General features: G+C 68.0%; 12 protein-coding genes. 6 read left to right on the forward strand and 6 right to left on the reverse strand.

What is annotated here, in order from left to right:
* Nucleotides 1-76 precede the first annotated feature (76 nt).
* Nucleotides 77-2,974 carry an aminomethyl-transferring glycine dehydrogenase gene (gene gcvP, locus WJU27_RS18005; protein ID WP_341422975.1) on the reverse strand — a complete coding sequence of 966 codons (2,898 nt, stop codon included), beginning with the start codon at nt 2,972-2,974 and terminating at the stop codon, nt 77-79.
* 129 nt (nt 2,975-3,103) lie between these two features.
* Nucleotides 3,104-4,219, reverse strand: coding sequence for a glycine cleavage system aminomethyltransferase GcvT (gene gcvT / locus WJU27_RS18010; protein WP_341422976.1), 1,116 nt, complete (start codon nt 4,217-4,219; stop codon nt 3,104-3,106).
* Between the two features lie 241 nt (nt 4,220-4,460).
* On the opposite strand from gcvT, the gene WJU27_RS18015 reads away from it, so the two are divergent.
* The 6 genes from WJU27_RS18015 to WJU27_RS18040 are packed head-to-tail and all read left to right on the forward strand — an operon-like array spanning nt 4,461 to nt 11,556.
* Nucleotides 4,461-5,087 (forward strand): TetR/AcrR family transcriptional regulator, encoded by a 627-nt coding sequence (locus WJU27_RS18015; protein ID WP_341422977.1) that lies wholly within the window; start codon nt 4,461-4,463, stop codon nt 5,085-5,087.
* Nucleotides 5,084-6,082, forward strand: a complete 999-nt coding sequence (locus tag WJU27_RS18020; protein WP_341422978.1) for an efflux RND transporter periplasmic adaptor subunit — start codon at nt 5,084-5,086, stop codon at nt 6,080-6,082. The genes WJU27_RS18015 and WJU27_RS18020 overlap by 4 nt, the downstream gene beginning before the upstream one ends.
* The gene (locus tag WJU27_RS18025; protein ID WP_341422979.1) at nt 6,079-9,198 is read left to right on the forward strand and encodes an efflux RND transporter permease subunit; all 3,120 of its coding nucleotides are present in this window, start codon (nt 6,079-6,081) and stop codon (nt 9,196-9,198) included. Before WJU27_RS18020 ends, WJU27_RS18025 begins: the two co-directional genes overlap by 4 nt.
* A 47-nt stretch (nt 9,199-9,245) precedes the next feature.
* Entirely contained in the window at nt 9,246-9,899 is a 654-nt protein-coding gene (locus WJU27_RS18030) for a protein-L-isoaspartate O-methyltransferase family protein (protein WP_304000769.1), read from the forward strand.
* A 10-nt stretch (nt 9,900-9,909) separates the two neighbouring features.
* Nucleotides 9,910-10,233: a rhodanese-like domain-containing protein gene (locus tag WJU27_RS18035; protein WP_296813675.1), complete on the forward strand. Its 324-nt coding sequence runs from the start codon at nt 9,910-9,912 to the stop codon at nt 10,231-10,233.
* Between the two features lie 3 nt (nt 10,234-10,236).
* Nucleotides 10,237-11,556 (forward strand): TolC family outer membrane protein, encoded by a 1,320-nt coding sequence (locus WJU27_RS18040; RefSeq protein WP_341422980.1) that lies wholly within the window; start codon nt 10,237-10,239, stop codon nt 11,554-11,556.
* A 50-nt stretch (nt 11,557-11,606) separates the two neighbouring features.
* Here the strand turns inward: WJU27_RS18040 and WJU27_RS18045 are convergent, their stop codons facing one another.
* The 4 genes from WJU27_RS18045 to WJU27_RS18060 all read right to left on the reverse strand — a co-directional run bounded on the left by WJU27_RS18045 (nt 11,607) and on the right by WJU27_RS18060 (nt 14,720).
* On the reverse strand, nt 11,607-12,068 hold the full coding sequence (locus WJU27_RS18045; protein WP_341422981.1) for a VOC family protein: 462 nt from the start codon (nt 12,066-12,068) through the stop codon (nt 11,607-11,609).
* Complete coding sequence (gene lgt, locus WJU27_RS18050) at nt 12,065-12,883, reverse strand: prolipoprotein diacylglyceryl transferase (RefSeq protein WP_304009884.1); 819 nt, start codon at nt 12,881-12,883, stop codon at nt 12,065-12,067. Before lgt ends, WJU27_RS18045 begins: the two co-directional genes overlap by 4 nt.
* 74 nt (nt 12,884-12,957) lie before the next feature.
* On the reverse strand, nt 12,958-13,923 hold the full coding sequence (gene corA / locus WJU27_RS18055; RefSeq protein WP_341422982.1) for a magnesium/cobalt transporter CorA: 966 nt from the start codon (nt 13,921-13,923) through the stop codon (nt 12,958-12,960).
* A 107-nt stretch (nt 13,924-14,030) separates the two neighbouring features.
* Entirely contained in the window at nt 14,031-14,720 is a 690-nt protein-coding gene (locus WJU27_RS18060) for a YggS family pyridoxal phosphate-dependent enzyme (RefSeq protein WP_296813684.1), read from the reverse strand.
* Between the last annotated feature and the right edge of the window lie 13 nt (nt 14,721-14,733).

Raw genomic sequence — 14,733 nt, forward strand, 5'->3', positions numbered from 1 at the left:
CATGACACAGTTTTGCAATCGGGTGCCGCCCTGCAGGCAGGGGGCACCCGATCGACGGCCTCGTCGCGGGCGAGGCCTAGCGGTACTCCGACAGCGGCGGGCAGGTACACACCAGGTTGCGGTCGCCGGCGACGTTGTCGACGCGCGCGACCGGCGGCCAGTACTTGTCGCGATCCACCGATTCGGTCGGGAAGAACGCAGCACGACGGCTGTAGGGCCGTGTCCACTCATCGGCGATCAGCAGTTCGTGCGTGTGCGGCGCGTGCTTGAGCAGGTTGTCCTCGCGGTCGGCGCGGCCGGCTTCGATGTCGGCAATCTCGGCGCGAATCTGGATCATCGCGTCGCAGAAGCGGTCGATCTCGGCGCGGTTCTCGCTCTCGGTCGGTTCTATCATCAGCGTGCCCGGCACCGGGAAGGACACGGTGGGTGCGTGGAAGCCGTAGTCCATCAGCCGCTTGGCCACGTCCTCGACGGTGATGCCGCTCGTTTCCTTCAGCGGACGCAGATCGACGATGCACTCGTGCGCGACGCGGCCATGCTTGCCGGTATAGAGCACCGGGTAGTGCGGCGCCAGCTTCTGCGCGATGTAGTTGGCGTTCAGTATCGCCACCTGGGTCGCGCGCTTCAGGCCGGCCGCGCCCATCAGTGCGATATAGGCCCAGACGATGGGCAGGATGCTGGCCGAGCCCCACGGCGCGGCGGACACCGCGCCTATGGTGCCGGCCGGACCGGCCACCGGGTTCACGCCCTGCACCACCGGGTGATCCGGCAGGAAGGGCGCGAGGTGAGGCGCCACGCCGATCGGACCCATGCCCGGGCCGCCACCGCCGTGCGGAATGCAGAAGGTCTTGTGCAGGTTCAGGTGGCACACGTCGAAGCCGATGTCGCCCGGTCGCACCAGGCCCACCATGGCGTTCATGTTGGCGCCATCCATGTAGACCTGGCCGCCGTGCGCGTGGATCAGTGCGCAGATGTCGCGCACGCCCTCCTCGAACACGCCGTGCGTGGACGGGTAGGTCATCATCAGCGCGGCCAGCCGCTCGGCGTGCTGTTCCGCCTTGGCCTTCAGGTCGGCGAAGTCGACATTGCCCAGCGTATCGCAGGCAACGACGACGACCTCCATGCCGGCCAGTACCGCGCTGGCCGGGTTGGTGCCGTGCGCAGAAGCGGGGATCAGGCATACGTTGCGGTGGCCCTGTCCGCGCGTCTGGTGGTACTTGCGTATCACCAGCAGGCCGGCGTATTCGCCCTGCGAGCCGGCATTCGGCTGGAAGGACATCGCGGCGAAGCCGGTGATCTCGCACAGCCGCTCTTCCAGTTCCTCGAACAGCTGCTGGTAGCCCTGCGCCTGCTCCAGCGGCACGAAGGGGTGGAGCGCGGCGAACAGCCGGTAGGTGACTGGCGTCATTTCGGTGGTGGAATTCAACTTCATCGTGCACGAGCCGAGCGGAATCATCGCCCGGTCGAGCGCGATGTCGCGCGCGGCCAGCCGGCGCATGTAGCGCATCATTTCGGTTTCCGAGTGATAGCGCTGGAATACCGGGTGCGTCAGGATGGCCGATTCGCGGCGCAGCTCCGCCGGGATGCAGTCGGCGACGCGGCCGTCCATCTCCGCCAGGTCGAGCACGCTGTCGGCGCGCGTGGCGAAGGTGGCGAGCAGGCGCTTCAGTTCGCTGCGGCGAGAGGTTTCGTCGAAGGCCGCCGACAGGTGGTCGGCGTCGATCACGTGCAGGTTGAAGCCGGCTTCGCGCGCCCGCGCGGCGATGCGGCGGGCGATGCCCGGCACGCGCACCTGCACGGTGTCGAAGTAGCGCTCATGCACGACGTCGAAGCCCAGCTCGCGCAGGCCCTGCGCAAACAGCACGGCCATCCGGTGCACCCGCTCGGCAATCGTGCGCAGGCCCTTGGGGCCGTGATAGACCGCGTAGAACGACGCGATGACCGCGAGCAGTACCTGCGCCGTGCAGATATTGCTGTTCGCCTTCTCGCGGCGGATGTGCTGTTCGCGCGTCTGCAGCGCCATGCGCAGCGCGGGCCGGCCGTTGGCGTCGGTCGATACGCCGATGATGCGGCCCGGCATCTGCCGCTTGTGTTCGTCGCGGCAGGCGAAGAAGGCGGCGTGCGGGCCGCCGTAACCCATCGGTACGCCGAAGCGCTGGGCGCTGCCGAACACAATGTCGGCGCCCATGCCTTCGGCGCCCGGTTCCTTCAGCAGCACCAGCGCCAGCGGATCGGCCGCGACCGCCGACAGTGCGCCGGCAGCACGCGCCGCGGCCAGCACCGGCGACGGGTCACGCAGGCGGCCGCTGGAACCCGGATAGCTCAGCAGCACGCCGAAGTACTCGCCGTCGATGCCGGCCCACGGATCGCATTGCACCACCTCGATGCCCAGCGGCTCGGCGCGCGTACGCACCACCGCCAGCGTCTGCGGGTGGGTGTCGGCGTCGACGATGAAGCGCGGCGACTTCACCTTGGAAATGCGGTGCGCCATCGTCATCGCCTCGGCGGCGGCGGTGGCTTCGTCGAGCAGCGAGGCGTTGGCCACCGGCAGACCGGTCAGGTCGATCACCATCTGCTGGAAATTCAGCAGCGCTTCCAGTCGTCCCTGCGAAATCTCCGCCTGGTAGGGCGTGTAGGCGGTGTACCAGCCCGGGTTCTCGAGCACGTTGCGCTTGATGACATTGGGCGTAATGGTGTCGTAGTAGCCCATGCCGATCAGGCTGGTGTGCAGTTCGTTGCGCGCGAACATGCGGCGCAACGCGTCGTCGACCACGCGCTCGGAGCGCGGCGCCGGCAGGTTAAGCGGCGCGTCGAGCTGGATGTCGGCGGGTATGGTCTGGGCGATCAGTTCATCCAGACTGGCGACGTCGAGCGCGGCCAGCATGACGGCGAGGTCGCGTTCGTCGGGTCCGATGTGACGGCGGATGAAGTCGCCGCGGTCTTCCAGCGCTTCGAGGGAGGGACGCTTGTCCATGGTTCAACAGTCCTTTCCGGGCCGCTTCTGGCGGTCCTTTGGTGAAGGTACCGGTCTCGCGTCATGTCGACGTCTGACCGGAGTCGAGGTTCAGCAGAAAAAAGAAGCGTCGCTGTGTGCAGTCGGGATTCAGCGCCTGTAGCGGTTCGGCACGAAGGGCATGGGTGCGACTGCGGCCGGCACCTTCTGCCCGCGCGATTCGATGAACAGCGGCGTGCCGGCCAGCTTGGCGGCGCGCTCGATATAGGCCATCGCGATCGGGCGGCCCAGCGTCGGGCTGTGGTTGCCACTGCTGATGACACCGATCTGGCGGCCGTCGGCGTCGACCACCACGGCGCCTGCGCGCTGCGGCGCGCGGCCTTCCGGCAGCAGACCGACGCGCACCCGCGCCGGCGGCGCGGCGAACTCGCCGAGGATGACCGCCGCGCCCGGGAAGCCGCCGGCGCGCACGCCGCCGGCCCGCCGCGCCGGCGCGACCGCCCAGCCTATGGCCGCCGATACCGGCGTCGTCGTCGCATCAATGTCGTTGCCGTACAGGCACATGCCGGCTTCCAGCCGCAGCGTGTCGCGCGCGCCGAGGCCGATCCAGCGCACGTGCGGATGTTCGAGCAGGCGTTCGGCGAAGACGGGACCGGTTTCGGCCGGAAGCGAAATCTCGAAGCCGTCCTCGCCGGTGTAGCCGCTACGGCTGACCCGCGCGCCGTCGTTGAATTCGCGCACGTCGAGGAAGCGCATGCCGGTCAGGTCGCCGTAGGGCTGCAGTACCGCTTCGGCGTCAGGGCCCTGCAGCGCGAGCAGCACGCGGTCGTCGCGCAGGCGCCAGGTGCAGTCGTTGCCCGGCGCGTGAGCATCGAAATGAGCGATCACGTCATCGAGGCGCGACGCGTTGCAGACCACGTGGAAGGTGTCGCCCATGCGCTGGATCATCAGGTCATCGATCAGACCGCCGGCGGTGTTGGGCAGCAGCGAATAGGTCTGGCGGCCGTCGGGCAGCGCGACGAGGTCGGCGGTGGTGAGCGATTCCAGCCAGGCGCAGGCGCCGGGGCCGCTGACCTCGATCTGCCCCATGTGGGACACGTCGAACAGGCCGGCGTGGGCGCGCGTGTGGAGGTGTTCCTGCAGGATGCCCGGGGCGTACTGGATGGGCATGTCCCAGCCGGCGAAGGCGACCATCTTCGCGCCCGCCGCCAGGTGCAGCGGATGAAACGGTGTGCGGCGCAGCGCCGCGGTGTTCGGGGTGTCCATCGTTGGATCCTTTCCTGCCGTGCGGTCGGAGGGTGACCTGCGCATGGCTTGAGTCCAGCTCGCCGGGTGGGCGGGCAAGGGCGCGCATGATGCCATGCAACAACAGTGGTCGACGCGTCGACGACGCCGATGTTGCACCTTGACGACGGAAAGTTATTAACTGAACATTCGGTCATTAAAAACCGGATGTCCTGTACGCCGTGACAACACGCCTTTCCGCCACTTTCCGGGTGCGCACACGATGAGCGTCGCAGCTCGCCGCGGGCGACCCGCGCTGGTCGATCCGGCGGCGCTGATACGCTGCGCGCTCGACCTCTTCGTCGAGCACGGCTACGCCGCCACCCGGCTGGAGGACGTGGCGCACGCGGCCGGCGTGTCCAAGGGCACGCTCTACCTCTACTTCGATTCCAAGCAAGCGCTGTTTGCCGCGGTCGTGCGCGAAGGCCTGGTGCCGGCGCTGGCCGAGGGCGAGGCGCTGGTCGCCGGCTGGACCGGTGGCGGCCCCGAGCTGATGCGCCAGCTGCTGGCCGGCTGGTGGCAGCTGATCGGCGAGACGCCGCTCGGTGGCCTGCCCAAGCTGATGGTTGCCGAGGCGCGCAACTTTCCCGATATCGCCGAGCTGTACCACCGCGAAGTGATGCAGCGCGGCTGCGCGCTGGTCGCGCGGGCGATCGACTACGGCCACGCGCGTGGCGAGTTCCGCTCGCCCGGCGACGCGCGCACCGTCGATGCGGTGATGGCGCCGCTGCTGCTGTACGTGCTGATGAAACATTCCTTCGGTTCGATTGCCGATGCCTGTTGCGGCGCTTCCGAAGCCGAAGACATCCGTTTCCGCATCGAATTTTCCATTCAGGCCCTGCTCCCATGATCAAGCTGTTCGCGTTCTGCTTCGCCGCGCTGCTGCCGGTCCTGCCGTCGGCGGCGCAGACGCCGCCGGCCGTCGGCTTCAAGCCGCTGTCCGAAATCGCCACCTATCCGCAGCGCGATGCACCGGCGCAGGCGGTGGCGCTCAACCGCACCCAGCTCGCCGCCGAACTGAGCGCGCGCGTCGCGTCCACGCACGCCGAACCGGGTGAGCACGTGAAGAAGGGTCAGGTGCTGGTTCGCCTCGATGCGCGCGACTACCAGCTCGCGCTGGAGCGTGCGCAGGCGCAGCTGCAGGCGGCGCAGGCGCGGCTGGCGCAGGCCGACGCGCAGTTGCGTCGCACGCGTGCCCTGCGTGACCAGAACTTCGTTTCGCCGGAGGCACTGACGCAGCGCGAGACCGAAGTCGAGGTGGTCCGCGCCGATGTGGCCGTCGCCGCCAACGCGGTCGATCTCGCGCGGCGCAATGTCGACAAATGCGTGCTGCGCGCGCCCTATGACGCGGTAGTGCGCACGCGCGATGCTTCGGCTGGTTCGCTGGCCGGCGTCGGCACGCTGCTGATGACGCTGGATGACGCACGGAAGGTGGAAGTGTCGGCGCGTGTGGCGCCGCGCGATCTCGATGCGCTGCGCGCCGCCCGCGAACTCGCATTCGTATCGCCCGCCGGCCGCCAGCCGCTGCGCATCGCCCGCGTCTCGCCGGCGATCGATGACGCCACCCGTACGCACGAGGTGCGTGCCGTCTTCACCGGAGAGCGTGCGCCCTCGGGTGCCGAGGGGCGGCTGGTGTGGCAGGACCCGGCACTGCATGTGCCGGGCGAACTGCTGGTGCGACGCGGTGCGGCACTCGGCGTGTTCGTCGTGCGCGAAGGCAGCGCCCGCTTCGTGCCGCTGGACGGCGCGCAGGAGGGCCGTCCGGCGCGGACCGATCTGCCGGCCGACACGCGCATCGCGGTCGACGGCCGCAACAGCCTGGTCGACGGACAGTCGCTGAAATGAAGGGCCGCATGCAGTTCTATTCGCGCTTCATCAGCAATCATCCGCTCGCCAACATCACCTTCATGGTGGTGCTGCTGCTCGGCCTGATGGCCTATCTCGGTCTGCCGCGCGAACAGGACCCGGAAATCAACTTCAACTGGGTGCAGATCACCGTGGCGCTGCCCGGCGCCTCGCCCGAGGACGTCGAGAAGCGGGTGCTGCAGCCGCTGGAGGACGCGATCCAGAACGTATCCGACATCCGCTTCATCTCGTCGGCCGCGCGCGACGGTCTGGCCGGCATCCTGGTGCGCTTCGACGAAGTGCCGGTCAGCACCTTCGACAAGCGGGTGAACGACCTGCGGCGCGAGATCCAGAACAAGGCGCGCGCCGAACTGCCGGTCGAGGCGAAGGAAGCGCAGATCATCGAGATCACCAGTTCGAACGGCTTTCCGACCGCGCAGATCCTGCTCACCGGCCGTGCCGACGACGAGGTACTGCGCGCGCTCGGCCGTGAAATGAAGACCGATCTGGAGCGGATGAAGGGCGTCGATCGTGTGTTCTCGCTCGGCCTGCACGACCCGGAACTGCGCGTCGAGTACTCGGCGCAGGCGGCACAGGCGCGCGGTCTGCTGCCGACCGACATCGCCGACGGCGTCGGCGCCTGGTTTCGCGACGTGTTCGCCGGCCGGCAGCGCGCCGGCGAGCAGGAGTGGCTGGTGCGCGTAGTCGGTCAGGATGCCGATCCCGGCTGGCTGGCCGACGTCGGCGTCGCGCCGCGAGCGCGCCCTGGCAGCATGGTGAAGCTGGACGAGGTGGCGACCGTGGTGCGCGCCCGCGCGCGGCCGACGCAGCAGGTGTCGTCCGACGGTCAGCCCGGCGTGCTGTTCTCGCTGGCCAAGAAGCCGGGCGTGAACACGCTGGCGCTGATCGAGCGCGTCAATGAATACGTCGAGCGCAAGAACGCGGTGCTGGCGGCGCAGGGGCTCAAGCTCGAACTGATGGACGACCAGACGGTGCCGACGCGCGAGGCGATCGCCATCATGGAATCGAATGCGCTGGTCGGTCTGATCATGGTCATCCTGCTGTGCTGGATCTTCCTCGGCTCGCGCATCGCGCTGCTGGTCGGCCTCGGCATCCCGTTCTCGCTGGCCGGCACCTTTGCCATCCTGCAGGCGACCGGATTCACGCTGAACATATCGGTGCTGCTGGGTGTGGTGATCGCGCTCGGCATGCTGGTCGACGACGCGGTGGTCATCGTCGAGGCCATCTATTACCGGCTGCAGCGCGGTGCGGCCACGCTGGACGCCGTCGTCGGTGGCGTGCAGGAGGTCTGGGCGCCGGTGCTTGCTTCGGTGGCGACGACGATGGCGGCCTTCCTGCCGCTGATGCTGCTGCCGGGCATCGTCGGCAAGTTCATGTTCGTCATCCCCTTCGTCGTCACGCTGGCGCTGGCGATCAGCCTGATCGAGGCGTACTGGATGCTGCCCGCTCACGTGCTGTCGATGGGCCGCACGGTCGAGCGGCCGTCGCGGCTGCAGGCCGCGCGTACCCGCTTCACCCGCGTGCTGCGCCATCGCTACGCCAAGGTGCTGGCGTTCGCGGTACGCCACTGGATCGTGCTGTGCGTGATCGTGCTGTCGCTGGTCGCCGGCGCGGTCGGTGCTATGGCGACAGGTCTGGTGCGCGTGCAGTTCTTCGCCTTCGACCCGATGCGCATCTTCTACGTGAACATCGACATGCCGGCCGGCAGCCCGCTGTCGGCGACGCTGGCGCGGGTGCAGCAGATCGAGGGCGAGGTGCGCCGCCATCTGCAGGACGGCGAGGCGCGGCGCGTGGCGGCGCTGGCCGGCGCCAAGTTCACCGACGCCGAAGCGCTGTTCGGCGACGCCTACGGCCAGGTCGTGGTTGCGCTGCTGCCGCGCGCGGACGAAGGGCGCGAGGTCGGCGCCATCGTCGATGGCATGCGTGCAGCCGTGGTCGGGCTGCCCGGCGCCGGCACCGTGAGCTTCACCCAGCTGTCCGGCGGGCCGCCGGTGCAGAAGCCGGTCAAGGTGCGCGTGCGTGGCGACGACCTGGTCGAACTGCGCGCCGCCAGTGCCGAGGTCAAACGCATTCTCGGCGCCATGGACGGCGTGCGCGACATCGTCGACGACGACATTCCGGGCCGCCCGCAGCTGGCGCTGCAGCTCGACCGCGACGCGCTGCGCGACGCCGGCCTGACCGCCGACCAGGTGGCGCGCGCGGTGCGGTTGCAGGTGGAGGGCGAAATTGTCGCCATCACCCGCGACCAGGGCGCCAAGCTCGAAGTGCGCGTCGCCGCTGCCGGCCACCCGGATGACGACGTGATGCGCGTGCTCGACGCGCCGATCGCCCTGCCCGGCGGTGCGGCCACCACCTTGCGCGCGCTGGTCGCCGCCGACACGACGCGCGGCCCCGGCGTGATCAAGCACTACAACCTGCGCCGCACGATCACGGTGGAGGCCGACCTCGACAAGGACAAGCTGAACGCGCTGCAGGTGACCGACGCGCTGAAGACGGCGTGGGAAGAAGCGCGCACGCGTTTCCCGCGCACCGACCTCGACTTCTCCGGCGAACTGGAAGACGTCGAGGAAAGCCTGCAGGCGATGAAGGTGCTGTTCCTGCTCGGCGTCGGGCTGATCTACCTGATTCTCGCGGCGCAGTTCCGCAGTTACTGGCAGCCGCTGATGATTCTGGCCACCGTGCCGCTGGCCTTCACCGGCGTCGCCGTTGGGCTGCTGGTCAGCGGTTCGCCGCTGTCGCTGTACACGCTGTACGGCGTGATCGCGCTGACCGGCATCGTCGTCAATTCGGCCATCGTGCTGATCGACGCCGCCAACGAGCGTTTGGCTGCCGGCATGAGCGTGCTGCACGCGGCGATCTACGCCGCCCGCCGCCGCGTCGTGCCCATCATCATCACCACCAGCACGACGGTCGGCGGCCTGTTCTCGCTGGCCGCCGGCATCGGCGGCTATTCGCTGCTGTGGGGGCCGGTGGCAGGCGCGATTGTCTGGGGGCTCGGTGTCGCCACCGTGCTCACGCTGTTCGTGATGCCCGCCCTCTACATCGCCTGCATGCGCCCGCGCACTGCACGCACCCGACTTCGCTCAAGTTTCTGACGCACTGCATCACGGTACAATCGCCGCTTCTTTCAGGGGACCGGAAAATGGATATCGAACAGGCGCGCTTCAATATGGTGGAACAGCAGATCCGGCCGTGGGACGTGCTGGACCAGGACATCCTCGACCTGCTGTTCGTCGTCAAGCGCGAAACCTTCGTCCCGGCGCCGCTGCGCCAGCTCGCCTTCGCCGACACCGCGATTCCGCTGGGTCACGGCGCAGCGATGCTGGAGCCGAAGATCGAGGCGCGGGTGCTGCAGGAACTGAAGCTGAAAAGCACCGACACCGTGCTCGAGATCGGTACCGGCTCGGGTTACATGGCCGCATTGCTCGGCGCCCGCGCAAGTCAGGTGACGACCGTCGAGATCGAACCGGCACTGGCCGAGCGCGCCCGCGAGAACCTGACCGCCGCTGGCGCGCTGAACGTGCGCGTCGAAGTCGGCGATGCCGCCCAGGGCTGGGCCACGCACGCGCCCTACGACGTGATCGTGGTGTCCGGCGGCCTGCCGGTGCTGCCGCAGGAGCTGGTGGCCCAGCTGCGTCCGGGTGGTCGCCTGATCGCCTTCATCGGCGAAGAGCCGCTGATGAACTGCGTGCTGGTCAGGCTGAACGCCGACGGCACGCAGTCGCAGGAAGTGCTGTTCGAAACCGTGGTGCCGACGCTGCGCAACGCGCGCGGCGCGCAGCGCTTCGTATTCTGAGGCGGGCGCGATGCAGCAACTGAGCGTGACCGACCTCGCCGCCTGGCTGGCCGACGAAAGCCGTCCCAAACCGCAGCTGCTGGACGTGCGCGAGAAGCACGAGTGGGCCATCTGCCGCATCGAGGGCAGTCAGCTGATGCCGATGAACACGGTGCCGGCGCAACTGCAGGAGCTCGACCCGGAGCGGCCGCTGGTATGCGTCTGCCACCACGGCGGCCGTTCGATGCAGGTCGCCATCTTCCTCGAACGCAACGGTTTTTCGAACGTGTTCAACCTCAGCGGCGGCGTAGACGCCTGGGCGCTGCAGGTCGACAGCACGATGGCACGGTACTGAGCAATGCGCCTTTCGCGGACGGCTGCACTGATTGCCGGCCTGCTGGCATCGACCAGCACGCTGGCGGCTGAAGATCTGCTGGCTGTTGCGCGAGCGGCGCTGGCCAACGATGCCCAGTTCCAGTCGGCGCGTGCGCAGCGCGAGGCGACTTCGGAAAAGCTGCCGCAGGCGCGCGCCGGCCTGCTGCCCAGCCTGACGCTGAACGGCACGACGCAGTGGAACGACGTCGAGATCAGCAAGCCGGTCGATCGCAGCACGCAGTACAACTCGCACAACTTCGGCTTCCAGCTGACCCAGCCGCTGTTCCGCTGGGCCAACTGGGTGCAGTTCGAGCAGGGCAAGCTGCAGGTCGCCGCCGCCGACGCCCAGCTCGCGCAGGCACGGCAGGACACTTTACTGCGCGCGGCGCAGGCCTATTTCGATCTGCTGTACGCGCAGGACGTGCTCACCTCCATCGTCGCGCAGAAGACGGCCGCCTCGGAGCAGCTCGAACTGGCGCGCAAGAGCTTCGAGGTCGGCACCGTCACCATCACCGACGTACACGAGGCGCAGTCGCGCTACGACCTGGCCACCGCGCAGGAAATCGCCGCGCGCAGCGACATCGAGGTGAAGCGGCATGCGCTGGCCGTGATCACCGGCCGCGCGCCGGAGGCGCTGCGTGGCCTGCGCAGCGAAGTCGCGTTCACGCTGCCCGAACCGGCGCGCATGGAGGAATGGGTCGATCGCGCGCAGACCGAAAGCCTGACGGTGCTGGCGCAGCTGGCGAACCAGGAAATCGCCAACCGCGAAATCGAGCGTCAGCGCGCTGGCCACTACCCGACGGTCGATCTGGTCGCGACCTACGGTCAGAACAAGACGGTGATCACCTTCGCCGGTGCACCGCTGAACAACGAGAGCACGACCGGCACCGTCGGCGTGCAGGTGTCGGTGCCGCTGTTCCAGGGCCTGGGGCAGGAATCGCGCGTGCGTGAATCGGCCCACCTGCTCGACCGCGCGCGCGCCGAAGTCGATTTCGCACGGCGCAACGCCGCGCAGCAGGCGCGCCAGGCCTGGCTGGGCGTCGCCAACGGCATCGCCCAGACCGCCGCGCTGCGTGCCGCGCAGGTGTCGTCACAGTCCTCGCTCGACGCCAACAAGCTCGGCTACGAGGTCGGCGTGCGCATCAACATCGACGTGCTGAACGCGCAGCAGCAGCTCTACGTCACCCGCCGTGACCTCGCCAAGGCACGCTATGACACGCTGCTCGCCCAGCTCCGCCTGAAAGCCGCCGCCGGCCAGCTGGCCGAGCCGGAAATCGAGGCGGTCAACGCGCTGCTGGAGTAAGGGCCGGCTGCGGCCGCCGGACGCACACCGCTGCGGACGGCGTGCGTCGATCACCCCAGCGCCGCAATCACTTCCGGCGGCGCCTGCACCAGTTCGATCAGCACACCCTCGCCGCACAGCGGGAAATCCTCGTTGCCCTTGGGGTGGATGAACACGATGTCGTGACCGGCGGCGCCGCGACGGATGCCGCCCGGCGTGAAGCGCATGCCCTGCGCGGTGAGCCATTCGACCGCGGTCGGCAGGTCGTCCACCCACAGGCCGATGTGGTTCAGCGGCGGCTCGTCCACGCGCGGCTTTTTCGAAGGATCGAGCGGCTGCATCAGGTCGACCTCGACCCGGTGCGGGCCGCTGCCCAGCACCGCGATGTCCTCGACCACGTTCTCGCGTTCCGAGGTGAAGTCACCTTCGAGGCCGAGGCCGAACAGATCTATCCACAGGCGGCGCAGCTTCAGGCGGTCGGGGCCGCCGATGGCGATCTGCTGCAGGCCGAGGATGCGGAAGGGACGGCTCATGTGTTCACTCCTGTGTTGCGTCGGTAGGACCAGATCATCATCGCGATGCCGGCGATGATCATCGGCAGGCTCAGCCACTGGCCCATCGACAGGCCACCGGCCAGCAGGCCGAGAAAGTCGTCCGGTTCGCGGCCGAATTCGGCGAGGAAGCGGAAGCCGCCGTAGCCGATCAGGAACATCGCGCTGACCGCGGCCATCGGTCGCGGACGGCGCGAGAACCACCACAGCAGCACGAACAGCCCGAGGCCCTCGCCAGCGAACTGATAGAGCTGCGATGGGTGGCGCGGCAGCATGTCCACGGTCGGGAAGATCATCGCCCACGGCACGTCGGTGACGCGGCCCACCAGTTCGGCATTCAGGAAGTTGCCGATGCGTCCGGCCGCCAGGCCCAGCGGCACCAGCGGCGCGATGAAGTCGGTGAGCTGGAAGAAGCGCCAGTCGGCACGCCGCGCAAACAGCGCGACGGCCACCAGCACGCCGAGAAAGCCGCCATGAAAGCTCATGCCGCCCGACCAGATGGCGGGGATTTCGGTCCAGTGTTCGAGGTAGTAGGCCGGCTTGTAGAACAGCACATAGCCCAGCCGCCCGCCCAGCACCACGCCCAGCACGCCATAGAACAGCAGGTCGTCGATCTGCTTCGCGTCGAGTGAGGGCGCACCGGCCGCGGCCAGCCGTTTTGCATGCACGCGGCCGAGCAGCATGAAGGCGACGAAGGCGAGCAGATACATGAGCCCGTACCAGCGCACGGCCAGCGGGCCGATCTCGAAGGCGATCGGGGAAATGGTCGGGTGGATCAGGTAGTCGTGGATGGGCACGGAAGAGGAGAGGTGGCTGTGCGGCCCGACAGTTTAACTTTGCCGGGCGGATGCGTTCGTTTCCCGGCCCGCGGCTATTTCAGCCAGCCCTTCCGCCTGAAGTACCAGAAGGGCAGGGCCACGCTCAGTGCCATCAGGCCGAGCGAGAACGGGTAACCCCAGCGCCAGCCCAGTTCGGGCATGCGCGCGAAGTTCATGCCATAGACGCTGGCGATCAGCGTCGGCGGCAGCATGGCGACCGACGCGACCGAGAAGATCTTCACCACCTTGCTCTGGTTCAGGTTGATGAAGCCGATGATGGCATCCATCAGGAAGTTGATCTTGTCGAAAATGAAGGCGGTATGGCCGTCCAGCGATTCGATGTCGCGCAGGATCTGCTTCACCTTGTCGGTCTGTGCCTTGCCGAGCCGGTGCTCGCGCATCAGCCAGGACAGGGCGCGTCGCGTGTCCATCAGATTGCGCCGTATGGTGCCGTTCAGGTCCTCGTTGCGGGCGATGCGGGTGATGCTGTCGGCCGCTGCGTCGTCCGAACCGCGCTGCTCGCCGAGCACGCTGGCGCTGACCGATTCCAGTTCGGTGTAGATGTGTTCCAGCGCATCGGCGGACTGTTCGACGTCCAGCGCGAACAGTTCGATAAGGATGTCGGTCGGCTGCGCAAGCTTGCCTGGCTGCGCGCGGTTGCGCATGCGCAGCAGGCGCATGATGGGCAGTTCGTCATCGTGCAGGCTGATCAGCATGTGCGGGCCGATGACGAAGCGCAGCGCCTCGGTCACGTACTCGTGGCCGCGCCCGATCAGGAAATCGGCGCGCAGGTTCAGATTGCCCTGTGCATCGACGAACACCCGCGCGCTCGCCTCGATGTCGGCATCGTCATCGGGCGCCTCGACGTCGATGCGGAAGCGACGTTGCAGCCACCGCTCCTCGTCGCCGTCGAGATCGAGCGCGTCTATCCATACGATGTCCTGGTCGGGCACCGCGTCGTGCAGCGCTTCGGCGGCGCGGGTGAGTCGGCCGTCCTGCAGCGTGTAAACGTGAATCATCGGCAGACATCCGGGTGGGGCGGTTCGAACCGGCAAGGGCGATACCGGCGGGCAGCGGCAAGGCGGATGTTAGCGGTCGCGACCTCCATGTCCGCAACTTTCTCCGATCAGCCCCGCGCCCCGAACAGCGCCGTGCCGATGCGCACGATGGTCGCGCCCTCGGCGATCGCCGCTTCGAGATCCTGTGACATGCCCATCGAAAGTGTGTCGAGACGGTGTCCGCGCGCGTTCAGATCGTCTTTCAGCTGCCGTAAATGGGCAAAACGGCGACGCTGGAGGGCGACATCATCGGTCGGTTCGGGAATGGCCATCAGGCCGCGCAGTGCGAGTCGCGGCAGCGCCGCGATGGCGTCGGCCAGGGCCGCGACCTCGTCCGGGGCGACACCGCTCTTCGAGGCTTCGCCGCTGACGTTGACCTGTATGCACAGGTTCAGCGGCGGCCGATGCGGGTCGCGCTGTTCGGACAGTCGCGCGGCGATCTTCTCGCGGTCCACCGAATGCACCCAGTCGAACCAGGTCGCGACCTGGCGCGTCTTGTTGCTCTGCAGCGGTCCGATGAAATGCCAGTCGAGCGCGAGGCCGGCTTCTTCGAGGCGCTGCGCCTTGTCGCAGCCTTCCTGCACGTAGTTCTCGCCGAAGGCGGTCTGACCGGCGGCATGCGCGGCGATGATGTCCGCATCCGGCTTGGTCTTGCTCACCGCCAGCAGAAGAATGTCCGCGGGGTCGCGACCGCAGGCGCGGGCGGCGTCGGCGATACGGTGGCGAATTGCTTGCAGGTTGTCTGAAATGCTCATCATAATGCCCTGAATT

Origin of the sequence: Methyloversatilis sp. NSM2, from assembly GCF_038066675.1 — a bacterium.
Classification (GTDB): domain Bacteria; phylum Pseudomonadota; class Gammaproteobacteria; order Burkholderiales; family Rhodocyclaceae; genus Methyloversatilis; species Methyloversatilis discipulorum_A.